This window comes from Pseudomonas sp. Marseille-Q1929 (assembly GCF_017316265.1).
In the GTDB taxonomy this organism is placed as follows: domain Bacteria; phylum Pseudomonadota; class Gammaproteobacteria; order Pseudomonadales; family Pseudomonadaceae; genus Aquipseudomonas.
Genome location: NZ_JAFLWU010000015.1, coordinates 74,372 through 99,110, shown reverse-complemented (window position 1 = coordinate 99,110; position 24,739 = coordinate 74,372). Strand labels below are relative to the sequence as shown.

The 24,739-nt window shown below is 62.2% G+C and carries 20 protein-coding genes; 14 read left to right on the top strand and 6 right to left on the bottom strand.

The window, feature by feature from the left end:
* Positions 1-130 precede the first annotated feature (130 nt).
* Positions 131-1,468 (top strand): MATE family efflux transporter, encoded by a 1,338-nt coding sequence (locus J1G37_RS17255; protein ID WP_207043680.1) that lies wholly within the window; start codon positions 131-133, stop codon positions 1,466-1,468.
* On the opposite strand, the gene J1G37_RS17250 is transcribed toward J1G37_RS17255, so the two are convergent.
* The 5 genes from J1G37_RS17250 to J1G37_RS17230 form a co-directional block, all read right to left on the bottom strand.
* Complete coding sequence (locus tag J1G37_RS17250) at positions 1,413-2,306, bottom strand: alpha/beta hydrolase (protein WP_207043679.1); 894 nt, start codon at positions 2,304-2,306, stop codon at positions 1,413-1,415. The two genes, J1G37_RS17255 and J1G37_RS17250, sit on opposite strands and share 56 nt — an antisense overlap.
* Positions 2,307-2,462: 156 nt before the next feature.
* Positions 2,463-4,376, bottom strand: coding sequence for an arginine decarboxylase (gene speA, locus J1G37_RS17245; RefSeq protein ID WP_124525631.1), 1,914 nt, complete (start codon positions 4,374-4,376; stop codon positions 2,463-2,465).
* 143 nt (positions 4,377-4,519) lie between these two features.
* A complete protein-coding gene (locus J1G37_RS17240; RefSeq protein ID WP_207043677.1) occupies positions 4,520-4,891 on the bottom strand; it encodes a translation initiation factor Sui1 in 372 nt (123 codons plus the stop codon).
* A 194-nt stretch (positions 4,892-5,085) separates the two neighbouring features.
* Positions 5,086-5,622: an NUDIX domain-containing protein gene (locus tag J1G37_RS17235; protein WP_207043676.1), complete on the bottom strand. Its 537-nt coding sequence runs from the start codon at positions 5,620-5,622 to the stop codon at positions 5,086-5,088.
* Between the two features lie 2 nt (positions 5,623-5,624).
* Positions 5,625-6,692: a DUF2333 family protein gene (locus J1G37_RS17230; protein ID WP_207043675.1), complete on the bottom strand. Its 1,068-nt coding sequence runs from the start codon at positions 6,690-6,692 to the stop codon at positions 5,625-5,627.
* A 280-nt stretch (positions 6,693-6,972) separates the two neighbouring features.
* On the opposite strand from J1G37_RS17230, the gene J1G37_RS17225 reads away from it, so the two are divergent.
* The 13 genes from J1G37_RS17225 (at position 6,973) to J1G37_RS17165 (ending at position 23,957) form a co-directional block, all read left to right on the top strand.
* Positions 6,973-8,643 carry a PleD family two-component system response regulator gene (locus J1G37_RS17225; protein WP_207043674.1) on the top strand — a complete coding sequence of 557 codons (1,671 nt, stop codon included), beginning with the start codon at positions 6,973-6,975 and terminating at the stop codon, positions 8,641-8,643.
* A 53-nt stretch (positions 8,644-8,696) separates the two neighbouring features.
* Positions 8,697-10,658: a methyl-accepting chemotaxis protein gene (locus J1G37_RS17220; RefSeq protein ID WP_207043673.1), complete on the top strand. Its 1,962-nt coding sequence runs from the start codon at positions 8,697-8,699 to the stop codon at positions 10,656-10,658.
* A 262-nt stretch (positions 10,659-10,920) separates the two neighbouring features.
* Positions 10,921-11,376 carry a type II 3-dehydroquinate dehydratase gene (aroQ, locus tag J1G37_RS17215; RefSeq protein WP_017738538.1) on the top strand — a complete coding sequence of 152 codons (456 nt, stop codon included), beginning with the start codon at positions 10,921-10,923 and terminating at the stop codon, positions 11,374-11,376.
* A 24-nt stretch (positions 11,377-11,400) separates the two neighbouring features.
* Positions 11,401-11,859, top strand: coding sequence for an acetyl-CoA carboxylase biotin carboxyl carrier protein (accB, locus tag J1G37_RS17210; RefSeq protein ID WP_064450485.1), 459 nt, complete (start codon positions 11,401-11,403; stop codon positions 11,857-11,859).
* A 17-nt stretch (positions 11,860-11,876) separates the two neighbouring features.
* Positions 11,877-13,238: an acetyl-CoA carboxylase biotin carboxylase subunit gene (gene accC / locus J1G37_RS17205; protein WP_017738536.1), complete on the top strand. Its 1,362-nt coding sequence runs from the start codon at positions 11,877-11,879 to the stop codon at positions 13,236-13,238.
* Between the two features lie 269 nt (positions 13,239-13,507).
* The gene (prmA, locus tag J1G37_RS17200) at positions 13,508-14,386 is read left to right on the top strand and encodes a 50S ribosomal protein L11 methyltransferase (protein ID WP_207043672.1); all 879 of its coding nucleotides are present in this window, start codon (positions 13,508-13,510) and stop codon (positions 14,384-14,386) included.
* 30 nt (positions 14,387-14,416) lie between these two features.
* On the top strand, positions 14,417-15,658 hold the full coding sequence (locus J1G37_RS17195) for a DUF3426 domain-containing protein (protein WP_207043670.1): 1,242 nt from the start codon (positions 14,417-14,419) through the stop codon (positions 15,656-15,658).
* Positions 15,659-15,843: 185 nt separating this feature from the next.
* Positions 15,844-16,857: a tRNA dihydrouridine synthase DusB gene (gene dusB, locus J1G37_RS17190; RefSeq protein WP_017738533.1), complete on the top strand. Its 1,014-nt coding sequence runs from the start codon at positions 15,844-15,846 to the stop codon at positions 16,855-16,857.
* On the top strand, positions 16,854-17,174 hold the full coding sequence (gene fis / locus J1G37_RS17185) for a DNA-binding transcriptional regulator Fis (RefSeq protein ID WP_002555375.1): 321 nt from the start codon (positions 16,854-16,856) through the stop codon (positions 17,172-17,174). Before dusB ends, fis begins: the two co-directional genes overlap by 4 nt.
* 82 nt (positions 17,175-17,256) lie before the next feature.
* Positions 17,257-18,864: a bifunctional phosphoribosylaminoimidazolecarboxamide formyltransferase/IMP cyclohydrolase gene (gene purH / locus J1G37_RS17180; protein WP_207043668.1), complete on the top strand. Its 1,608-nt coding sequence runs from the start codon at positions 17,257-17,259 to the stop codon at positions 18,862-18,864.
* Between the two features lie 168 nt (positions 18,865-19,032).
* Positions 19,033-20,325, top strand: coding sequence for a phosphoribosylamine--glycine ligase (gene purD / locus J1G37_RS17175; RefSeq protein ID WP_207043666.1), 1,293 nt, complete (start codon positions 19,033-19,035; stop codon positions 20,323-20,325).
* A gap of 101 nt (positions 20,326-20,426) precedes the next feature.
* Complete coding sequence (locus J1G37_RS17170) at positions 20,427-23,198, top strand: hybrid sensor histidine kinase/response regulator (RefSeq protein WP_207043664.1); 2,772 nt, start codon at positions 20,427-20,429, stop codon at positions 23,196-23,198.
* A 162-nt stretch (positions 23,199-23,360) separates the two neighbouring features.
* Positions 23,361-23,957 carry a MarC family protein gene (locus tag J1G37_RS17165; RefSeq protein WP_003171467.1) on the top strand — a complete coding sequence of 199 codons (597 nt, stop codon included), beginning with the start codon at positions 23,361-23,363 and terminating at the stop codon, positions 23,955-23,957.
* On the opposite strand, the gene J1G37_RS17160 is transcribed toward J1G37_RS17165, so the two are convergent.
* Positions 23,954-24,733, bottom strand: coding sequence for a hypothetical protein (locus tag J1G37_RS17160; protein WP_207043662.1), 780 nt, complete (start codon positions 24,731-24,733; stop codon positions 23,954-23,956). The genes J1G37_RS17165 and J1G37_RS17160 overlap by 4 nt on opposite strands.
* Positions 24,734-24,739: the final 6 nt, after the last annotated feature.

Here is a 24,739-nt window from a genome sequence, read left to right as displayed (position 1 = left end):
CACATTGACCGACGGAGGGTGGTTTGGTTCTTGTAAGGAAGTGATGCCAAGCCAAATCCCACAAACACTGAAGATCAAAATGTGGTGACATGGAGTGCCGGTTACAATGCAGCTCTCCCGAGGAGCCTGCATGCCCACCTTATTGACCGACTGGCGCGACCGCCCTACTCATCGCCGTGTATGGGCCCTGGCCGCGCCGATGATCCTGTCGAACATCTCCGTACCGCTGGTAGCCCTGGTAGACAGCATGGTCATCGGCCACTTGCCCCACGCCCATCAGTTGGGCGCCGTGGCTGTTGGCGCCAGCCTGTACACCTTCCTGGCCTGGGCCATGGGCTTCCTGCGCATGGGCTCCACCGGCTTCGCTGCCCAGGCCGCCGGACGCAATGATGGTGCGGCGTTGCGGCAAATCCTCTTGCAAGGGTTGCTGCTGGCGGTGGGGCTGGCGATGTTGCTGGGGACGGTGGGCATTCCCTTCAGCCATCTGGCCCTGGAGTGGATGCAGCCCTCCCCCGAGCTCAATCAACTGACCCAGGATTTTTTCCACACGCGTTTATTCGGCCTGCCCGCCGCCCTGGCCAGCTATGCGTTGGTCGGCTGGTTCCTCGGCACGCAAAACGCCCGGGCGCCGCTGGCGATCCTGCTGACCACCAACCTGGTCAACATCGCGTTGAACCTGTGGTTCGTCCTCGGCCTGGATTGGGGCGTCGTCGGCTCGGCGCGGGCCTCGGTGATCGCCGAATGGACCGGCGCCCTGCTCGGCCTGGCCCTCACGCAAAAAGCCCTGCGTGCCTACCCCGGACATATCGCCTGGGCTGCGCTGAAACTGTGGGAGAGCTGGCGCCCACTGCTCGCGGTGAACCGCGACATCTTTATCCGCAGCCTCGCGTTACAGTCGGTGTTTTTCATGATCACCGTGCAAGGCGCACGTCTGGGCGATGCCACCGTGGCGGCCAACGCACTGCTGCTCAACGGCCTGTTACTGGCCGCCCACGCCCTGGACGGCCTGGCCCATGCGGTCGAAGCCCTGTGCGGCCACGCCATTGGCGCCCATGACCGCCAAGCGTTGCGCCGTTCGTTGGTGGTGGCTGGCGGTTGGTCGTTGATCGCCAGCGTCGGCTTTGCGCTGCTATTTACCGTGGCCGGGCACCTGTTTATCGCCATGCAGACCGATATCCCCAGCGTGCGCGCAACGGCTGACCTCTACTTGCCGTATCTGGCGGTGCTGCCATTGATCGCGGTATGGAGCTACTTGCTCGACGGCCTGTTCATCGGCGCCACCCGCGCCCGGGAAATGCGCAACGGCATGCTGTTGACGGTGCTGCTCACACTGCCATTCGCCTGGGCGCTGCAAGACTTGGGCAATCACGGCCTGTGGATAACCTTCTTGCTGTTTATGGCGTTGCGCAGCCTTACTTTGTGGGCGATTGCCTGGCGCTTGAACCGGCAGGACCAGTGGCTTGGATAAACGCGGTGACGCGGTCCAGCACTGGTGCCAGCCAACGTAGCGGCCTGGAGAGCGAGGCCACCAACGTCGCGTGGCTGGTTTTATCGAAGTAAAACGCTTCCACCGGCACACCGGCCGTGCGTAGCTTTTGCGCCAGCCCGCCGGTATTGCGCGTGGGGTTGACCAGGTCGTCATCCGTCGAGGCGATCAACAGGCTCGGCGGCGCGCCGGCAGTCACATGGTTGATCGGCTGGGACTCAGGCGGCGAATCCGGGAAGAAAAACACCGGCCGCACGTCGCGGTTTTCAATCGGCAGGAAGTCATACGGCCCGGCCAGGCCGATCCAGCCTTTGAAAATGGCCGGCGACAAACCCACCTCATTCAGCCAGCGCGCATCCAGCGCCAGCATCGACGCATTGTAGGCACCGGAGCTGTGGCCCATCACATAGAGCTGCCGGGGATCGGCGCCGTAGTCGGCGATGTGTTGATACGTCCAGGCCACCGCTTGGGCGCCGTCCTGGAGAAAGGCGGGGTAACGCACTTGCGGGTAGAGGCGGTAATCGGCGATGACCACGACGATGCCACGTGAGGCCAGGGCTTCGCCGACAAAACCATAGTCGTCCTTGGCGCCGTTGTTCCAGCTGCCACCGTAGAAAAACACCACCACGGGGGCGTTGGCAATCGCCGGGGCAGGTCGGTAGATATCGAGCTGTTGCCGGGGATCGGCGCCGTAGGCGATGGCTGAAGTTTTGGTGAAGGTGCTGGAGGGGGTGAGTGCGTTGAGCACTTTGATGGGTGAGCAGGCCGCGAGGAATGCGGTGAGTGCCAGGGTGAATGCTTGCAGGAGTTTGCTCGACATCGTTCAGCCCTCACACAGAAGCTACGGCCAAAAACAAGGTCAAATGTGGGAGCTGGCTTGCCTGCGATGGCGGAGTGTCAGGCAACTTATTTGCTACTGATACACCGCTATCGCAGGCAAGCCAGCTCCCACATTCTAGATTGCTGTCAGCTCAGATTATGAGGACAGGTACGAAGAACGGGTCAGCCCCAGACGCAACGCGTCGAGGAACTGGGTACGCTCCGCGGCACTGATCTTCGCGCTGGCGCACTTGTCACGGTAGTGGGTCATCAACTCCTCCGGCGACAAGTGCACGTAGCGCAGCATGTCTTCGATGGTGTCGTGGGTCTCGATCCCGGCGCTGTACACCGAACCGTCCTCACGCTGGTAGATGTTCACCGAGTCGGTGTCACCGAACAGGTTGTGCATGTCGCCGAGGATCTCTTGGTAAGCACCCACCAGGAAGATGCCCAACAAGTAGTCTTCACCTTCGTTCAAGCCGTGCACCGGCAGGCTGGTCTCGATGGACTGCTCGTCGACGTACTGCTTAATCTTGCCGTCGGAGTCGCAGGTCAGGTCTTGCAGCACGGCGCGGCGCAGCGGCTCTTCGTCGAGGCGGTGCAGCGGCAGGATCGGCAGGACCTGGCCGATGGCCCAGGTGTCCGGCAGGCTCTGGAACACCGAGAAGTTGCAGATGTACTTGTCGGCCAGCTTGTCGTTGAGTTCGTCCAGCACCTGGCGGTGCGAGCGCTGGCGGGCTTTCAGCGAGTTGTGCAGGCGGCGGCACACGGCGAAGTAGCACTGTTCGGCCAGGGCTTTTTCCGCCAGGGTCAGTTTGCCGTCGGCGTACTGGGTGGCCACGTCGCTCATGTAGTGCGTGGCGCGCCAGTAGGTTTCGGTGACCATTTCGATGTCGGTCGGACCCAGCAGGTCCACCAGCCATTGCACGGTTTCCGGCAGGCTTTCCTTGTTCTCGATCACTGGCACGTCGTCGTTGTGTTTCTCGACGTCGGTGACTTGCACCACCAGCATGGCGTGGTGGGCGGTCAGGGAACGGCCGCTCTCGGAGAAGATGTTCGGGTGCGGCAGGCTCTGCGCGTCGCAGAATTCCTTGAGCATGCCCACGACCACGCCGGCGTAGTCGTCCATGTCGTAGTTGATCGAGCTGGCGTTACGCGAGTGCGTACCGTCGTAGTCCACGCCCAGGCCGCCGCCGACGTCGATGTGGTCCACCGGCAGGCCGAGGTTGCGCAGTTCGCCGTAGTAACGAATGGCTTCCTTGAACCCGTGCTGGTAGTCGGCCAGGTTGGCGATCTGCGAGCCCATGTGGAAGTGCAGCAGGCGGATGCCCTGGTCCAGGCCAGCGGCGCGGAAGCGCTCGACCACGGACAACAGTTGCGCCGCCGACAAGCCGAACTTGGACTTCTCGCCACCGGTGTCTGCCCATTTGCTCGACGCCAGGGACGACAACCGCACGCGCAGGCCAACCTGTGGCTTGACCTTGAGGTTGGCGGCTTCTTCAATCACCAGCTCAACTTCGGATTCTTTCTCGATCACGATGAAGACGTTGTGGCCGAGCTTCTGGCCCATCAGCGCGAGGCGGATGAACTCACGGTCCTTGTAACCGTTGCAGACGATGGTGCCGCCCTTCGGCGCCAACGCCAGCACGGCCAGCAGCTCGGGCTTGGAGCCGGCTTCGAGGCCAATGGAGACGTCCTGGGTGGCGATGATGTTTTCGATCACCGCTTCCTGCTGGTTCACCTTGATCGGGTACAGCGCGGTGTACTTGCTCTGGTATTCCAGGCGTTCGATGTTCGCATCGAAGGCGCCGGTCAGTTGGCGTACGCGGTCTTGCAGGATGTCGGGGAAACGCACCAGCAGCGGCAGGGACAGGCCGCTTTTGCGCAGCTCGTCCACTTGCTCGTACAGGTCGACCGGCGTGCTGTTCGGGCCGTTCGGACGGACTTCAACGCGACCGGCATCATTGATCGCGAAATACCCGGCCCCCCAATGGCGAATCCCATAAACACTGCGGCTGTCCGCAACTGTCCATTGGCTGCCATCGTCTTTGCGTGTGCGTCGTACGGACATCGAAGTCCCCTATAAATGAAGTCGAAGGCGCCGCCCCTATCAGAGGCTGGCGCAGTCTAAAGAATGAAAATGACGATTTGCCTGCGTGCGAGGTAAGACCCCACGCGCAGGACAGAGTTTAGACACAGGTCGGAAAGAGGCTTTCAGCCGCCGGACTTCTTGGCCTTGTAACCGAGCTTGATCAGCTCGGCCAACAGCAGCTCGACGTGATCGCCCTGGATCTCGATGACCCCGTCTTTCAACGCGCCACCGGTGCCACAGCGCTTTTTCAGCGTGGTGGCGAGTTCCTTCAGGGCCTCTTCGGCCAGCGGCACGCCGGTGATGGTGGTCACCGTCTTGCCGCCACGGCCCTTGCTCTCGCGTCTTACGCGGGCAATACCGTCGCCTTCGGGGATCAGGGTCTGTTTGCAGGTACACAAATCCACGGGCTGACGACAGTCCGGGCAGTGGCGACCTGCGTCGGTGGAAAATACCAGGCCACCAAGGGCGGCGAAGGATGCGGCTTTTTTGGCCACCGGCAATCCTCTTGGGAGGACAAAGACAGATCGGTACCCGCAACGGGACTACCGACCGCGAAGCCCCACTCAGGCAGGGGCAGCGCTACCGAACCGGCCTACTCCTAATAGCAGACGGCTCGGGTGAAAAGTCGCGCAGTGTAACGGCAAAAAGCCGGCTTGCTAAGGGCCAAAACGCGCCAATTTATGCAACTTTAGCGACGCAGGGCCAGATAGCGGCGCAAGCCTTCCTGGGCGTCCGGGCAGTAGGGCTTTTGTTCAGCTTCCTGCAGGACCGTTTCGAGGGGCAAAAAGCGTGCTTCCATGACTTCTTCGGGCTGCAAACGCAGGGGCCCGTCCCACACGGCAGAGTAGGATCGGCACCAGAGCCGGCTGTCGCCGTCAGCGAAGTAGAAGTGGTCATGCTCGACCAACTCTACCCCGGCCACGCCGAGTTCTTCTTCCAGCTCACGAGCCGCCGAATCGGCATAACTCTCCCCCGCCGCGACCATCCCACCCGCCGCCGCGTCCCAGAAACCGGGGTACATGGCTTTGCTCAGGGTGCGTCGATGCACACACAGCTCGCCTTGGGAGTTGAACAGGAAGATGAAGGTGCAACGGCCGATAAGCCCGCGCTGGCGCAGGTCGGACCGGACCAGATGGCCGAGGAGATTGTCCTCCTCGTCAACCCAGCAGATCAGTTCAGCATCAGAGGCCGCACGGTGCGCGGCCTCTTTTTGAGTAGCGTCCATCATCAACCCTGGTTGAGGAGCTGACGCAAGTCGATCACTGCAGCGTTGGCCCGGGAAATATAGTTGGCCATCACCAGCGAATGATTCGCCAGTACACCGAAGCCACTGCCGTTAAGAATCATAGGACTCCATACCGGTTCCTGCGAGGCTTCCAGCTCACGAATGATCTGGCGCACGCTGACCGTGGCGTTTTTCTTGGCCAGCACGTCGGCAAAGTCGACTTCAATGGCACGCAACAGGTGGGACAACGCCCAGGCCTGGCCACGGGCTTCGTAGAACACGTTGTCGATCTGCATCCATGGGGTTTCCACCACTTCTTCATCGACCTGCGGCACTTCACCCGGCGCCAGGGCTTCGGTTTTCAGTGCGGTGTTCAATTTGACCCGGCCGACACTGGCCGACAGCCGTTGCGACAGCGAACCCAGGCGGGTCGCTACATCACCGAGCCAGTTATTGAGGTTGTCGGCGCGGGCATAGAACAGCGCGCCGCGCTGGTTCGGGTCGGACAGGCGCGCTTCATAGCGGCTCAGGGAGTTGATGCCTTCCTGGTATTCCGACTCGCTGGACGGCAACACCCAGCTCTTGTTGTCGAAGTTGAAGCGCGGCTCGGCCTTGGCCAGGTCCGCGTCTTCGGCCGACTGCGACTGGGAACGGGCGAAGTCTTTACGCAGGGCGCGGGTCAGGTCGCGGACCTGCACCAGCACGCCGTATTCCCAGCTCGGCATGTTGTCCATCCACAGGCCAGGCGGGAAACGGTCGTTGGAAATATAACCACCGGGCTTGTTCAGCAAGGTGCCGACCACGGTCTTGAGGGTTTCGACGGTGGTGTAGCCCACCACCATCTGCTTACCTTCCTTCTCGGCGGCAATCTGCGCATTTTGCTGGACCGGAAACAACGCCGGTTCCTGGCTCCAGTACCACCCCAGGCCACCAGTGACCAACAGGTACAAGCCCAACAGGCCGAGCACGGCACGGCTCATCAACAGGGTGCGAAAGTAGCTGCGGTTGGCCGACTTGGGCTCAGGAGCGGGGCCTTTGGCACTGTCTGCACGGTTTTTCCAGTCCAGCATGGCGATATCCTTTCAATCACTTGAGTTCATGCACGTCTATTGTCCGGGTGCGTTCAAACACTCCGACCACAACCCTACCCCATCGTGCCCGTCAGCGCGGGGCTTTTAGCGCAAGCACTATAAAGGATGCACGTTTTTCGCGCTGCGCGACCACTGAGTCAAAAATTGAATGTATAAGTCGTGCAGTTAATTGACGCATGACACTCATGTAACAGAAAAGAGGTGCTAGCATAGAGCCATCAGTTCGACCTCAGCATGCAGCCTAACTAGTAGTCAGGATATGACCGAGCCAGAAGACCCCAGCCGTGAGCGTCTCAAGCACCATTTTGCCCAGCGGGTAATTCATCAGGCACGTCAAATTCTTGAGATCTGGCAGCGCCTGCAACGCAGCGAATGGTCCAACGCCGACCTCTCCGAACTCAGCGAAGCCAACCTGCGCCTGTTGCGTTTTGCCGAGCGTTTCGAACAGCCCGAGCACGGCCAGTTGGCCCGGCACATCGGCGAGTCGCTCAAGCTGGTGGACGAAAACCGTGGCCGCCTGAGCAGCCAGCTGATCACCGAACTCAATCGCTTGATGCAGCGCCTGTCACGCACCGGCCTGCGCCAGGGCGACCAGCTGGAACAAACCTTCCTGCCGCCGATGCGCAAGCCGATCTACGTGATGCTTGCCGACCACGACCGCGCCGAGCGCCTGGCCAAGCAGCTGGAGTTCTTTGGCATGAGTGCCCAGTCCCTGGACAGCGTGGCGGCGTTCCGTGCGTCGATGGCAGAGCGCTTGCCCTCGGCCATTGTCATGGACGTGGACTTCTGCGGCCCGGGCCTGGGCCTGCAACTCGCCGCCGAAGCCCAGGAAGGCCTGGAGCAAAAGCTGCCGCTGCTGTTTTTCAGCCTGCACGAAACCGACACCCCGACCCGCCTCGCTGCCGTGCGCGCCGGCGGCCAGGAGTTCCTCACCGGCACCCTGGAAGCCTCCAGCCTGCTGGAAAAGATCGAAGTGCTCACCTGCGTCGCCCAGTACGAACCCTACAAAGTGCTGATCATCGACGACTCGCGGGCCCAGGCACTGCATACCGAGCGGCTGCTCAACAGTGCCGGCATCGTCACCCGCACGCTGATCGAGCCGATCCAGGCCATGGCCGAGTTGGCCGACTTCCAGCCCGACCTGATCATCCTCGACATGTATATGCCCGCCTGTACCGGTACCGAACTGGCCAAGGTGATCCGCCACAACGACCGCTACGTCAGCGTGCCGATCATCTACCTGTCGGCCGAAGACGACCTGGACAAGCAGCTGGACGCCATGAGCGAAGGCGGCGACGACTTCCTCACCAAGCCGATCAAGCCGCGCCACCTGATCACCACCGTGCGCAACCGCGCCGCCCGTGCCCGCCACCTCAAGGCGCGGATGGTGCGCGACAGCCTGACCGGCCTGTACAACCACACTCATATCCTGCAATTGCTCGAAGACTGCAGCTTCCGCGCACGCCGCGAGAACAAGCCGTTGAGCTTTGCCATGCTGGACATCGACCACTTCAAGCGGGTCAACGACAGCCACGGCCACCCCATGGGCGACCGCGTGATCAAGAGCCTGGCGCTGTTTCTCAAGCAGCGGCTGCGCAAGACCGATTACATCGGGCGCTACGGCGGCGAAGAATTTGCCATCGTCATGCCGGACACTGACCTGGAATCAGCCTGCAAGGTGCTGGACGAAATCCGCGGGCGCTTTGCCGAAATTCACTACCCAGCCCAGCCGCAGGACCTGTGGTGCACCTTCAGCGCCGGTCTGGTGGAGCTGTGCGACGATTCCGACAGCCTGATGATGGCCGCCCAGGCCGACGAGGCGCTGTACCGCGCCAAGCACGCCGGACGCAACCGGGTACAGGCCGCGCGCACGTCAAAGCAAAGTGCCACCTTTTCATCGGATTCCACTGATTCCGTCATAACCCTGTAACGAAAACGCAATAACTTCAGGCACTTATCTTTTGCTGTCGGTTGAAACCACGCATGCGCCTGAAGCTGCTGACCAATCTCAATACCCTTCTGCTGGTGGCCGTGTGCCTGGCGCTCGGGGCGACACTCTGGTGGTCGCAACGGGCACTGGAGCGCCCGTATTTGTTGATGGAACGCTACCTGGGCCTGTCCCAGACCTTCCAGAACCAGGCCGCGCGCAATATCGACGACTACCTCGCCAGCGGCGACGCCCTGCGCTTGAGCAGCGCCAGCCAAAGCCTGGAAAGCCTGCTGCAGCACCTGGATGAACTGCCCGCCGACCTCGCGCAAAACCTGCGCCCGAGCCTGGCCGACCTGGACACCTTCGGCAAGACCGACCTGCTCGCCGCCGGCAAGCTGGCCGGTGACCCGCAAGCCTTGCTGCTGCAAGCCGAGCGCGAGCTGGGGGCCAACCTGGAGCAACTGAGCCAATACGCCCTCGGCGTGAATTCCCCGGACGCCGCCCGCTACCTGCCGCCGCTGCTGGCTGCGTCGCAGCACCTGGGCAAGCTGTCTCTGGCGCGCGACAAGCTGGTCAGCAGCGGCCGCGCCGAACTGGCGGACGATGTGGAACGCGAAGTCGGCAATATCCGCAGCCAGGCTGATGTGCTCGGGCAACTGCCGCTGCTCGGGGTGAAGGCCAGCGCGGAGTCCAGCGCCGACGACTTTTCCGCCTTGATGGGCCTGGAAAACAGCGAAAAAGCCGAAGCCCAGGACACCGCCGTCGACCTCAAGCGCGAACTCAACAGCCTGCTGACCCGCTACCCCGCCGAACTCAAGCGCACCCGTGAACAGATCCAGCAACGCGCCGACCTCGCCGCCAGCACCCACTTGAAAATCAACGCCGTGCAGCAAGCCATCGCCGGCCTGGAGCCGGTGGTGCGCGCGCAACACGGCAAGATCCAAGGCGAAGTGCGGGTGATGCAAGGCGTGATGATCGGCCTGATCCTGCTGATCGCGCTGTTGATCGACACCCTGCAACGCCGTTTGGCGCGGGTGCTGACCAACCTGGCGCCGGCCCTTTCCACTTGGGCCGAAGGCGACTTCAGCCAACCGATCGCCCTGGGCAAGACCAACCGCGAACTGCACGACATCGAGGCGTCCCTGAACCGCTTGCGCGCCTACCTGGTGGCGTTGGTGGGCACCATTCGCGGCAATGCCGAGGAAGTCGCCGGCAGCAGCCGCGCCCTCGCCGAACTGAGCAGCGGCCTGCATGACGGCGCCGAGCGCCAGGCCGGCGACACCGCGCAGATCCGCGACTCCCTGGGCGAACTGGAAGCGACCATTCAACAAGTGGCCGGCGACGCCAGCCAGGCCGCCGGCGCCAGCCGCAGCGCCGGTGAAGCCGTGGAACAAGGCCAACGGGTAATCGGCCTGAGCCTCACCGGGCTACACGCGCTGGTGGGCGAAGTGCAGCAAAATGCGCAGATGATCGAGAAACTCGCCGAAGAGTCCGCCACCATCGGCGGCGTGCTCACGGTGATCCGCTCGATTGCCGACCAGACCAACCTGCTGGCGCTCAACGCCGCCATCGAAGCCGCGCGTGCCGGTGAAGCCGGGCGTGGCTTTGCCGTGGTCGCCGACGAAGTGCGCTCCCTGGCCCAGCGCACCGCCGGCGCCACCGCCGAGATCCAGACCCTGATCGCCGGCCTGCAAACCGCTGCGCACCAATCGGTGCAAGGCATGCGCGCCCAGGTCGAACACGCCGAAGCCACTGCCCAACAAGCCCAGGCGGCTGACGGCGCGCTGGATGAAATCGTCGGGGCGATCCAGACCATTTCCGAGACGGCGGTGCGCATTGCCGATGTGACGGCGCAGCAGAGTGGCGCGGTGAGTGAGATTCGTGACAACAGTGAGCGGATTCATCAGCTCGGTGAAGACAACCTGCTGCGCATCGGCCAGGGCCGTAGCCAGGGTGAGCACCTGCTGGTGCTCGGCGGGCAGCTCAACACCGCTGTCCAGGCTTTCCGCGTTTAACTCGGTCTCAGCCTGAATGAAGATCCAATGTGGGAGCTGGCTTGCCTGCGATAGCGGTACATCAGTCAAAGATGCTTCAACTGACAGATAGCTATCGCAGGCAAGCCAGCTCCCACACTGACCGGATCCAGCCTTGCAGTCACAAATTTTGCGCTATCCTCGCTAATCGTGCTGCCTACTGCATAGAACTGGACAGTCACAAAGGCTTTGCGGCATAGTCGCCGGGTTCTGCCGTACCCCTATCAATAACAAGGAACAGCCGATGGCGACCTTTCTGGTTCTGCACGGACCCAACCTGAACCTGCTCGGCACCCGTGAACCGGGCGTCTACGGGGCAGTGACCCTGGAACAGATCAACCTCGATCTGGAACGCCGGGCCCGTGAAGCCGGCCACCATCTGCTCTACCTGCAAAGCAACGCCGAGTACGAATTGATTGATCGCATCCATGCCGCGCGCGGCGAAGGCGTGGACTTTATCCTGATCAATCCCGCCGCTTTTACGCATACAAGTGTTGCATTACGTGACGCGCTGCTGGCGGTGAGCATCCCATTCATCGAAGTGCATTTGTCCAACGTGCACAAACGCGAAGCTTTCCGCCATCACTCCTACTTCTCCGATGTAGCGGTAGGTGTGATCTGCGGCCTTGGCGCCAGCGGTTACCGACTGGCCCTGGAGGCCGCCCTGGAACACATTGAACAACCGGCCAAGCGCCCCTGACCGACCCTTGGGAGTTGATGATTCATGGATATCCGTAAAGTTAAGAAACTGATCGAGCTGCTGGAAGAGTCCGGTATCGACGAGCTGGAAATCAAGGAAGGCGAAGAGTCCGTACGGATCAGCCGCCACAGCAAGACCCCGGCCCAACAGTTCTACGCACCGCAAATGCAAGCACCGGCGCCAGCCGCTGCTCCAGCTGCTGCACCTGCCGCCGCCGCTCCTGCAGCGCCAGCCGCACCTGTGCTGAACGGTTTCGTGGTCAAGTCGCCAATGGTCGGTACGTTCTACCGCACCCCGGCACCGACCTCGCCAGCCTTCGTTGAAGTCGGCGCAACCGTGAAAGTGGGCGACACCATCTGCATCGTCGAAGCGATGAAGATGATGAACCACATCACCGCTGAAAAAGCCGGCGTGATCGAATCCATCCTGGTAGAAAACGGTCAGCCGGTTGAGTACGACCAGCCGCTGTTCACCATCGTTTGAACCGCGGAGCGCCTTCGATGTTGAAACCTGCGAAGAAACTGCAAAAAGTCCTGATCGCCAACCGCGGCGAGATCGCGCTGCGGATCCTGCGCGCCTGTAAGGAAGAGGGCATCAAGACCGTCGCTGTTTACTCGACGGCCGATACCGAATTGATGCACGTGAAACTGGCGGACGAAAGCATCTGCATCGGCCCGCCACTGGCCACGAACTCGTACCTGAAAGTCTCGAACATCATCGCGGCCGCTGAAGTGACCGGCGCTGATGGCATCCACCCAGGCTACGGCTTCCTCGCGGAAAACGCCGATTTCGCCGAACAGGTGGAAAAATCCGGCTTCGCCTTCATCGGCCCGAAAGCCGAGACCATTCGCCTGATGGGCGACAAGGTGTCGGCCAAGGACGCGATGATCGCGGCCGGCGTGCCAACCGTTCCCGGTTCCGACGGCCCGCTGCCGGAAGACGAGGAAACCGCTCTGCGCATTGGTCGCGAAGTCGGTTACCCGGTGATCATCAAGGCCGCCGGTGGCGGTGGTGGTCGCGGCATGCGCGTTGTGCACAAGGAAGAAGACCTGATCGAAGCGGCCAAGCAGACTCGCTCCGAAGCGGGTGCCTGGTTCGGCAACCCGATGGTCTACCTGGAAAAGTACCTGACCAACCCACGTCACGTGGAAGTGCAAGTACTGTCCGACGGCCAGGGCCACGCCATCCACCTGGGCGACCGCGATTGCTCGCTGCAACGTCGTCACCAGAAGGTACTGGAAGAAGCTCCGGCACCGGGCCTCGACGAAAAAGCGCGCGAAGAAGTCCTGGCGCGCTGCGTCAAGGCGTGCATCGACATCAACTACCGTGGCGCCGGTACCTTTGAGTTCCTCTACGAGAACGGCCGTTTCTACTTCATCGAGATGAACACTCGTGTGCAGGTAGAGCACCCGGTTTCGGAGATGGTCACCGGTATCGACATCGTCAAGGAGATGCTGAGCATCGCCGCTGGCAACCCGCTGTCCTTCACCCAGGACGACGTGAAGATGCACGGCCACTCCCTGGAGTGCCGCATCAACGCCGAAGACCCGAAAACCTTTATCCCAAGTCCAGGCCTGGTCAAGCATTTCCATGCTCCAGGCGGCAACGGCGTTCGCGTCGATTCGCACCTGTACAGCGGCTACAAGGTTCCGTCCAACTACGACTCGCTGATCGGCAAGCTGATCACCTGGGGCGCGACCCGCGACGAGGCCATGGCCCGTATGCGCAATGCCCTGGACGAAATCGTGGTAGACGGCATCAAGACCAACATCCCGCTGCACCGGGACCTGGTCCGCGATGAAGGCTTCTGCGAAGGTGGTGTGAACATTCACTACCTGGAACACAAGCTGGCTAACCAGTAAGCGTTCCACCAGACAAAGCCGCCTTCGGGCGGTTTTGTTGTTTCTGGGATACAAAAGACACCACAAAATAGTGTGGGAGCTGGCTTGCCTGCGATAGCGGTGGATCAGTGAAGCAATACTCTGCTGACACTCCGCTATCGCAGGCAAGCCAGCTCCCACATTTTGACCGAGTGCAGTCAGTAGTGTCGTCTTCTGCCCGCCGCTCGCGTAAACTTGCGCGCTTTCGCGGCCCACCCGTCGCACATTCAATTTTTTCAAAGGTGCCCGCCATGCCTTGGCTGCAAGTCCGTCTCGCCATCAGCCCAGAACAAGCCGAAACCTACGAAGACGCGTTCCTCGAAGTGGGCGCGGTGTCGGTGACCTTCATGGACGCCGAAGACCAGCCGATCTTCGAACCCGAGCTCAACACCACCCCACTGTGGTCCCACACCCACTTGCTGGCCCTGTTCGAAGACGGCACCGATGCAGCCGCCGTCCTGGCCCATATGGAACTGCTCACCGGCGGCCCGCTGCCGGAGCATCACAGCGAAGTCATCGAAGACCAGGACTGGGAACGCAGCTGGATGGACAACTTCCAGCCGATGCGTTTCGGCCAGCGCCTGTGGATCGTGCCGAGCTGGCACGCCGCACCTGAGCCTGACGCGGTGAATCTGCTGCTGGACCCGGGCCTTGCGTTCGGCACCGGCACCCACCCCACCACCGCGCTGTGCCTGGAATGGCTGGACGGCCAGGACCTGACCGACAGCAACGTGCTGGACTTCGGTTGCGGCTCGGGCATCCTGGCGATTGCCGCCCTGCTGTTGGGCGCCAAGGAGGCCGTGGGCACCGATATCGACGTGCAGGCCCTGGAAGCCTCCCGCGACAACGCCGGCCGCAACAACATTGCTGAAGGCAAATTCCCACTCTATCTGCCGCAAGACCTGCCGCAGGTGCAGGCCGATGTGCTGGTGGCGAATATCCTCGCCGGGCCGCTGGTTTCCCTGGCGCCGCAGCTGTCGAGCCTGGTCAAGCCGGGGGGCCGCCTGGCCCTGTCGGGCATCCTCGCCGAACAAGGTGAAGACGTGGCCGCCGCCTACGCCAAGGATTTCGAACTGGACCCCATCGCCAACCGTGATGGCTGGGTACGCATCAGCGGGCGTCGGCGCTAGAATGAGCGCTTGCCTGAATCGGATGACCGCATGAGCGACAGTTTCGTCACCCAGTGCCCACATTGCCAAGCGCGCTTTCGCGTCAACCACGCTCAACTGAGCGTGGCCCGCGGCGTGGTGCGTTGCGGCTCGTGCCTGCAAGTGTTCAATGCGGTGCGCCAGCTGCTGGAGCAGCGCGCCAGCGCCACGGCGGCGGAACCCGAGGTGCCGAGCAGCGTTGAACCGGTCCCCGAGGCGCCCCGCGCCATCAGCCAGAAGCAATGGACCGCCGAAGAGCTGGACCTCGACAACCTCGACCTCGACCAGGAACTGGCCAAGCTCGAACGCCGCGAGATTCAGCACACCCAACCGTTGGGCGCAGAACGTCGCCAACCGGGCACCGACCGCCGCCAAAAGGACGAACCCCTCAGCGCCAGCCGCGACACCGTCAAGGCCGAGGAAGAGAAGTGGGCCGCCAGCCTGTTCAGCGAACCGCCGGCAGAACGCGTCGCATCCGCCGAAGATGACGCCGAACCGACGAACGCACCTGCGACCAGGCAACGCACCGAACCGTCCATGTCATTGCACACCGACGACCTGGACGACGAGCCGCCACTGCGCTCGACGCCGAATGAAGACGACATCGACCCGCCGTTCACGCCGCTGACCCATGCCGCAGAGGAACAGGACGCCGACGAGCGCGCCGCCCCGCGCCGCAAGCGCCCACGCGCTACCACCAGCGTGCACGACGAAGTACTCCAGGACCTGGAAGACGACCCGCTGCACCTCTACGCACAAAAACGCCCGAAGGGCTGGGGCCGCCGCCTGATCTGGATCCTGCTGGTGCTGATCGCCGCCGCAGGCCTCGCCGGCCAGTACATCGCCTATCAATTCGACGACCTGGCCCGCCAGGACGCCTATCGCCCATGGTTCCAGCAACTGTGCCCGACACTCGGCTGCACCGTGCCGTCACGGGTCGACATCGCCCACATCAAGAGCAGCAACCTGGTGGTGCGTAGCCACCCGGAGTTCGCCGGCGCGCTGGTGGTCGATGCCATCATCTATAACCGTGCCACCTTCTCCCAGCCCTTCCCGCTGCTGGAGCTGCGCTTTGCCGACCTCAACGGCAGCCTGATTGCCAGTCGTCGCTTCAAGCCTGCCGAATATCTGAGCGGCGAATTGGCCGGGGTCAGCGAAATGCCGTCGCAAACGCCGATCCACATCTCCCTGGACATCCTTGATCCAGGCAACAAAGCCGTGAATTACAGCCTGAGCTTTCACTCGCCCGAGTGAATCGGCCGGCATACAAAGCCTTGACGGCGGTTTGTTGACTTTTCGCCGCGCAACCAAACCGGCGGCGATAAACAAATAACTGTTCAGATTTTATCCAATTCAGCCTTTATCCAGTCATCGAGAGCGGGTATCATGCCAACCCTTTTTCGAACTCTAATGATCCGGCCCCACAACAGGGAAGTCCTATGTCGGCGGTACGCATCGGCCCATATACATTGCACAACGGCTTGATTCTCGCCCCGATGGCGGGCGTCACCGACCAGCCCTTTCGTCAGCTGTGCAAGCGTTTGGGCGCAGGTCTTGTAGTCTCGGAAATGGTCACCAGCGACATGAGCTTGTGGAACACCCGCAAATCGCGGATGCGCATGATCCACGAAGGTGATCCCGAGCCACGCTCGGTACAGATCGCCGGTGGTGATGCACAGATGCTGGCGGATGCGGCCCGGGCCAACGTGGAGTTGGGGGCGCAGATCATCGACATCAACATGGGCTGCCCGGCCAAGAAGGTCTGCAACAAGGCCGCCGGTTCTGCGCTGTTGAAAGATGAGCAGTTGGTTGCCGAGATCCTGCAGGCCGTTGTCGCCGCAGTGGATGTGCCGGTGACCCTGAAGATCCGTACCGGCTGGGACCGGGACAACAAGAACGGCCTGACGGTGGCGAAGATCGCCGAACAGGCAGGAATTACAGCGCTGGCGGTGCATGGCCGCACCCGCGCCGACCTTTACACCGGTGAAGCCGAGTACGACACCATCGCTGCGATCAAGCAGGCGGTGTCGATGCCGGTCTTTGCCAATGGCGACATCGACTCAGCCGAGAAAGCCCGGCGCGTACTCCACGCTACCGGCGCCGATGGCTTGTTGATTGGCCGGGCTGCCCAGGGGCGGCCATGGATTTTCCGTGAGATCGAGCATTTTCTGCGTACCGGCGAAGTGTTGCCGGCACCAGAGTTGATCGAGGTGGAACGTATTCTGCTAGAGCATCTGGCCGCCCTGCACGCCTTCTACGGAGACGTGATGGGAGTACGCATTGCTCGCAAGCATGTCGGCTGGTATCTCGCAACCCTGCCGGGCGCCAGGGAGTTTCGCGCCCACTTCAATCGTTTGGATGATACGGAAGCACAGTGCGCCAACGTTCGTGAGTTCTTCAGCGAGCGTTACAAGAGCCTGGGGACAGGGGACGGAGAGGGGGTGGCCGCATGACGATGATGACCGAGACTTTAGTGAGTGGAACAACACCCGTGAGCGACAACGTCAATTTGAAACAGCACCTGAACACGCCAAGCGAAGAAGGCCAGACCCTTCGCGGGAGTGTCGAGAAGGCGCTGCACAATTATTTCGCCCACCTTGAGGGCGCTTCCGTCACGGACGTGTACAACCTGGTGCTCTCCGAAGTCGAGGCGCCCTTGCTCGAAAGCGTAATGAACTACGTCAAGGGCAACCAGACCAAAGCCAGTGAGCTGCTGGGCCTCAACCGTGGCACCTTGCGCAAAAAGCTCAAGCAGTACGATTTGTTGTAAGCATTCAATCAAACCAGAAAGGCGCCCGCGTAAAAAACGGTCGCCTTTTTTGCTGACTCCTTTGCTTTTGATGGAAATTGAAATGACCGACCAGACTACCCGCCTGCCGATCCGCCGCGCCTTGATCAGCGTTTCCGACAAGACCGGCATCCTCGAATTTGCCCGGGAGCTGGAAGCCCTGGGCGTGGAAATCCTCTCCACGGGCGGGACCTTCAAACTGCTGCAGGACAACGGCGTGGCCGCAGTAGAAGTGGCGGACTACACCGGTTTCGCAGAAATGATGGACGGTCGGGTCAAGACCCTGCACCCGAAAATCCACGGCGGCATCCTCGGCCGTCGCGGCACCGACGATGCGATCATGGCCGAGCACGGCATCAAGCCGATCGACCTGGTGGCCGTTAACCTGTACCCGTTCGAAGCCACCATCAACAAGCCAGGCTGCGACCTGCCGACCGCTATCGAAAACATCGATATCGGCGGCCCGACCATGGTGCGTTCGGCAGCCAAGAACCACAAAGACGTGGCCATCGTGGTTAACGCCAGCGACTACGCCAATGTGCTGGAAAGCCTGAAAGCCGGCGGCCTGACCTACGCCCAGCGTTTCGACCTGATGCTCAAGGCGTTCGAACACACCGCCGCCTACGACGGCATGATCGCCAACTACATGGGCACGGTTAACCAGGCCGCTGAAACCCTGTCGACCGAAGGCCGCAGCCAGTTCCCGCGCACCTTCAACAGCCAGTTCATCAAGGCCCAGGAAATGCGCTACGGCGAGAACCCGCACCAGAGCGCGGCGTTCTACGTTGAAGCCAAGCCCGCCGAAGTGGGCATCGCCACCGCGACCCAGCTGCAAGGCAAGGAACTGTCCTACAACAACGTGGCCGACACCGACGCCGCGCTGGAATGTGTGAAGAGCTTCGTCAAGCCCGCTTGCGTCATCGTCAAGCACGCCAACCCGTGCGGCGTGGCCGTGAGCCCGGACGCTGAAGGCGGTATCCGCCAGGCGTACGAACTGGCCTACGCCACCGATACCGAATCCGCGTTCGGCGGCATCATCGCCTTCAACCGTGAGCTGGATGCCGAGACCGCCAAGGCGATCGTCGAGCGTCAGTTCGTGGAAGTGATCATCGCCCCAAGCGTCAGTGAAGAAGCCCGCGCCATCGTGGCGGCCAAAGCCAACGTGCGCCTGCTGGCCTGCGGCGAGTGGTCGGCTGACCGCGCTGCGGCCTGGGACTACAAGCGCGTCAATGGCGGCCTGCTGGTACAGAGCCGCGACATCGGCATGATCGGCAGCGAAGACCTGAAAGTCGTGACCCAGCGCGCACCGACCGAGCAAGAGATCAACGACCTGATCTTCGCCTGGAAAGTGGCCAAGTACGTCAAATCCAACGCCATCGTCTACGCCAAGAACCGCCAGACCATCGGTGTCGGCGCCGGCCAGATGAGCCGCGTGAACTCGGCGCGTATCGCCGCGATCAAGGCTGAGCACGCCGGTTTGCAGGTAGTGGGTTCGGTGATGGCTTCCGATGCGTTCTTCCCGTTCCGCGATGGTTTGGACAACGCCGCGAAAGCGGGCGTGACGGCCGTGATCCAACCAGGTGGCTCGATGCGTGATGCCGAGGTGATTGCAGCGGCTGATGAAGCCGGCATCGCCATGGTCTTCACTGGCATGCGCCACTTCCGCCACTGATCCAAAATTGCCTGGTGGGCACTGGCTTCTGTGGGAGCTGGCTTGCCTGCGATAGCATCACCTCGGTGCACCTGATACACCGAGGCGCCAGCATCGCAGGCAAGCCAGCTCCCACAAAAAGCAGCCCACAGTGCTCCCAAGAATTCAGCGTCATCCGAGGTTTTTGAAATGAATGTTTTGATCATTGGCAGCGGTGGCCGTGAACACGCCCTGGCCTGGAAAGTTGCCCAGGACCCACGCGTCCAGAAAGTTTTCGTCGCACCCGGCAACGCCGGCACCGCCATTGAAGCCAAGTGCGAGAACGTCGCTATCGACGTGCTGGCCCTGGAGCAGCTGGCGGACTTCGCGGAGAAGAACGTCTCCCTGACCATCGTCGGTCCGGAAGTGCCACTGGTTGCCGGCGTCGTGGACCTGTTCCGCAGCCGTGGCCTGGACTGCTTCGGCCCGACCGCTGGCGCTGCCCAGCTGGAAGGCTCCAAGGCGTTCACCAAGGATTTCCTCGCGCGCCACAAGATCCCGACCGCCGACTACCAGAACTTCACCGAGATCGAGCCAGCCCTGGCTTACCTGCGTGAAAAAGGTGCGCCGATCGTGATCAAGGCCGATGGCCTGGCCGCCGGTAAAGGCGTGATCGTCGCCATGACCCTGCAAGAAGCCGAAGACGCCGTGCGCGACATGCTCGCCGGCAATGCCTTTGGTGAAGCCGGTTCGCGCGTGGTGATCGAGGAATTCCTCGACGGCGAAGAAGCCAGCTTCATCGTGATGGTCGACGGCAAGAACGTCTTGCCGATGGCCACCAGCCAGGACCACAAACGCGTCGGCGACGGCGACAGCGGCCCGAACACTGGCGGCATGGGTGCGTACTCCCCGGCTCCGGTGGTCACCGCTGACGTGCACCAGCGCGTCATGGACCTGGTGATCTGGCCAACCGTGCGTGGCATGGCCGACGAAGGCAACGTGTACACCGGTTTCCTCTACGCGGGCCTGATGATCGACAAGGCCGGTAACCCGAAGGTCATCGAGTTCAACTGCCGCTTCGGCGACCCGGAAACCCAACCAGTGATGCTGCGCCTGCAGTCGAGCCTGGTATTGCTGGTGGAAGCCGCCCTGGCCCAGGCCCTGGACAAGGTTGAAGCGCAGTGGGATCCACGTCCGAGCGTCGGCATTGTGCTGGCCGCCGGCGGTTACCCGGCCGACTACGCCAAGGGCGATGTGATTGAAGGCCTGGACGCAGCTGCTACGCTGGAAGGCAAGGTGTTCCATGCGGGCACCGCGCTCAAGGATGGCAAGGTTGTGACCGCAGGTGGCCGCGTACTGTGCGCCACCGCGATGGGTGCCAGTGTGGACGCCGCGCAACAGCAGGCGTACAAGCTGGCCGCGAAGATCGACTGGAAAGGCTGTTTCTACCGCACCGACATCGGCTATCGCGCGATTGCCCGTGAACGTGGCGAGAACCAGTAAGTAGCTATCCGTTCGGTTAGGCAAGGGCCCCTGGCCCTTGCCGTACACATGTCGCCCCGCGCATAGTTAACCCGTGCATCAACCTACGAAGGGATTTCGCCGTGCGCTGGCTCAGGATCGCCATAGGTTTCACAGTCAGTCTGCTGACACTGCTCTGCTTGTTCCCGGCCCAGGCTGCGGCGCAAGGCAGTGGTTGGGCGGTATTGCTTGATGAACAGGCCGACCTGCAACTAAGCGACATCCGCTCCCCCCGCTACACCAATCAATTCAGCCCCATCGAACTCGACCGGATCACTGCTGCGCAGCCCGACGGTGCGTTGTGGGTACGCTTCAAGCTGCAACCCGGCAAGCACGAGCAAGTGCTGCGGGTGTTTGCCCCGGACCTGTCCCACCTGAGCCTCTACGTCCTGGACGGCGACACCCTGGTGGAACAACAGAGCACCGGCACGCGCCAGCCCCAGGCCGAGCGCCCGCTGCCCAGCAGCGATTTCATGCTGCCCATGCCCCAGAGCCAGAAACCCCTTGAGGTCTACCTGCGCCTGGTCTCGGAACACGAACTGCGCCCCTGCATCACCCTGGAACCGGCTGTCCTCGCCGCCGCCAACCAGACCCAGACGCTGATCTACGGCCTGCTGTTCGGCTGCCTGCTGATGCTGATCCTGCACAACCTCACGCGCTTCGCCTACCACCGCTCGCGCAGCAGCCTGTGGCTGGCGGCGTGCGAAGTGCTGTTGATGCTGAGCCTGGCGCTGCTGCTCAACGTGGTCGGGCCGTGGCTGCCGAACTGGCATGCGATCCAGACCCCAGGCGCCTACCTCGCCCTGCTGCTGACCGCGCCGTGCGGGCTGATGTTTGCCTATCGCTTCTTCATGCCCCTCGGTCCACACCCGCTGAACAAGCTGCTGATGGCCGACATCCTGTTTATCGTGCTGTGCGGCCTGCTGCTGTTGTTCGTCAACACCCTGCCGCTGAACATCATCACCTACGCCCTGGTGGCCCTGGCCGGCTTGAGCATGCTGTTTGTCTCGGCGTATCACTGGCAGAAAGGCTACCGCCCGGCGCGCCTGTTCGTCGCCGCGATGGTGGTATTCAACACCGGCACGCTGATCATCCTCCCCGCCCTGCTCGGCCTCACGCTGCTGGCGCCGCAAGGCTTGATCATCACCCTGCTCGCCTTTATCTGCCTCAGCGGTTTGCTGATGAGCCTGGCCCTCGGTGAACGCCAGCGCGCCATTGTCGAAACCCGTTTCAGCCTCAGCCGCGACCTCGCCGCCAGCAACGCCGAAATCGCCGCCAAGGCCGAGTTCCTGGCGAAGATCAGCCACGAAATCCGCACCCCCATGAACGGCGTGCTGGGCATGACCGAGTTGCTGCTGGGCACGCCGCTGTCGGTGAAACAGCGCGACTACGTGCAGACCATCCACAGCGCCGGCAACGAACTGCTCACGCTGATCAACGAGATCCTCGATATCTCCAAGCTCGAATCCGGGCAGATCGAACTGGACGACGTGCAGTTCGACCTCAACGCCTTGATCGAAGACTGCCTGAGCATCTTCCGCGCCAAGGCCGAACAGCAGAACGTCGAGCTGATCAGCTTTATCCAGCCCCAGGTGCCACGCGTCATCAGCGGCGACCCGACCCGCCTGCGCCAGGCGCTGTTGAGCCTGCTGGAAAACGCCCTGCAAAAGACCGATGAAGGCGAAGTGCTGATCGTCGTCGCCCTGGACGAGCGCAGCACCAAGCCGCGCCTGCGCATTGCCGTGCAAGACAGCGGCCTGCCGATGGAAGCGGCCGAGCGTGACGCCCTGCTGCACAGCGAACTGCACAGCAAGAACTTCCTCTCGGCCACCCGCTTGAGCGGCCACCTCGGCCTGGTCATCGCCCGCCAACTGATCCTGTTGATGAATGGCGAGTTCGGCATCAAGAGCGGCAGCCATCAGGGCAGCACCCTGTGGCTGACGTTGCCGCTGGACCCGGAACGCCTGGAACACCCGACCTCCGACCTCGACGGCCCGCTCAAGGACGCGCGCGTGCTGGTAGTGGACGACAACGACACCTGCCGCAAGGTGCTGGTGCAGCAATGCACCGCCTGGGGCCTGAACGTCAGCGCCGTGCCTTCCGGCAAGGAAGCCCTGGCGCTGCTGCGCACCAAGGCCCACCTGCGCGATTACTTTGACGTGGTGCTGCTGGACCAGAACATGCCTGGCATGACCGGCATGCAATTGGCGGCGAAGATCAAGGAAGACCCGAGCCTGAACCACGACATCCTGTTGATCATGCTCACCGGCATCAGCAATGCGCCGAGCAAGATCATCGCGCGCAACAGCGGGATCAAGCGCATCCTCGCCAAGCCGGTGGCGGGCTACACGCTCAAGACCACCCTGGCCGACGAACTGACCCAGCGCAGCAAGGGCAACACCCAGCCACGCACGGTGCCCAGCGCGCCGGCCGCGGTGACCGTTCCCGCCGACTTCCGCATCCTGGTGGCCGAAGACAACAGCATCTCCACCAAGGTGATCCGTGGCATGCTCGGCAAGCTCAACCTCAACCCGGACACCGCCAGCAATGGCGAGGAAGCGCTGGAAGCGATGAAAGCCCAGCGCTATGACCTGGTGTTGATGGACTGCGAAATGCCGATCCTCGACGGGTTCTCGGCGACCCAGCAACTGCGCGCATGGGAAGTCAGCCACCAGCGCATTCGCACGCCGGTGGTGGCGCTCACTGCGCATATCCTCTCGGAACACAAGGAACGCGCGCGCCAGGCCGGGATGGACGGGCATATGGCCAAGCCGGTGGAGTTGTCACAGTTGCGTGAGCTGGTGGAATACTGGGTGGCGCAGCGCCAACAAAGGCCAGAGCACGCCCCCTCTTAAGTTGAAATACGATCCCCTGTGGGAGCTGGCTTGCCTGCGATAGCGGTGGATCAGCCACACACCTATTGCCTGACCCACCGCTATCGCAGGCAAGCCAGCTCCCACATTTGACCGGTTCCGCCTGATAGACTCTGCACACTTATCCCCCGACGAGCCGCCCCCATGCTCCACGTGTTATTCAGCGTCTACCTGAAAATGCTGGTGCTCTACAGCCCGTTTTTCGTGCTGTCCTGCTTTATCAGCCTGACCCGTGGCTACTCCAGCAAGGAACGGCGGCGCCTGGCCTGGAAAGTCGCCTTGGCGACCCTGGTATCGAGCGTGCTGCTCTACCTGTTCGGCCGCGTGATTTTCAGTGTGTTCGGCATCACTGTGGATGCGTTCCGCATCGGCGCCGGCAGCGTGCTGTTTATCTCCGCCCTGGGCATGGCCCAGGGCAAGTCGGCCGTGCAGACCGACAACGTGCAGCAGGACGTGACCATCGTGCCGCTGACCATCCCCCTCACCGTCGGCCCCGGCACCATCGGTGCGCTGCTGGTGATGGGCGTCAGCCAGCCACACTGGGACGACAAGCTCACCGCTATCCTCAGCATCGCCCTGGCCAGCCTCACGGTTGGCGTGGTGCTGTACCTGTCCAACCGCATCGAACGCATTCTCGGCGACCAGGGCTTGCAGATTGTCAGTCGGTTGATGGGCTTGTTCGTGTGCGCCCTCGCCGCGCAAATCATCTTTACCGGGGTGCGCGGTTACCTGGTGCCTTAGATCCGGTATTTGGCGATCGCCAGCTGCACCTTGTCACCCGCGCTCTCGCGCATCAGCTGGATGGTTTTTTCGTTGACCACCGAGGTATTCAACACCAGGCAGGTCTGCCCGCTGAAGGCCTCGGAAGAGGCGCTGTCCCACTCAAGGAACGGCAGGCCGACCTGCTTGCTCACGCCACGGGTGCTGTAGGTCACCAGCACCATCGTCACTTCGCCATCAGTTTGTGCACAGGATGCGAGGCCGAAGTCACCACCCTCCTGCACCGTGCTGTTGCGCTTGAACAGCTCAAAGGACGCCGGTGTCTGCTTCATGGCCTCCAGCGCATCCGCCGCCAACTTCGGCAACGCCGCCAATAGCGGCGAGGCCAATGACGTCGACGCCAGCATCGCGGCAATCATGTTCAGCGCCGCCAGTTGCACCGTCAGGCCCCTGCCGGAACTGGCCACTCGCTCAAAGCTGCTGCGCAGCGGCAGCCAGCCCAGGCTGATCATCACCTTGATAAATTCTTCGTACCACGCTTCGGTCCCTCGGTGGACCTTCAACACATCGCTGACATAACTGCTCGCCAGCAAATAGCTTTTGCGAATGTATTCCCGATTCAACGCCGACATGCCCTCGAAGAATGAGATCACGCCGTTATTGACCACCGCCGCATTGCTGTCATCCGCCATGTCCACCGGCAATGAGCTCTTCACTCCCGGCGAGCCTGGCAGCTTGTAGGCGGCAATCAACTTGCGTCGTTTGGCACTGATGATCCTTTTGTGATGTCGCTCCATTTTCAG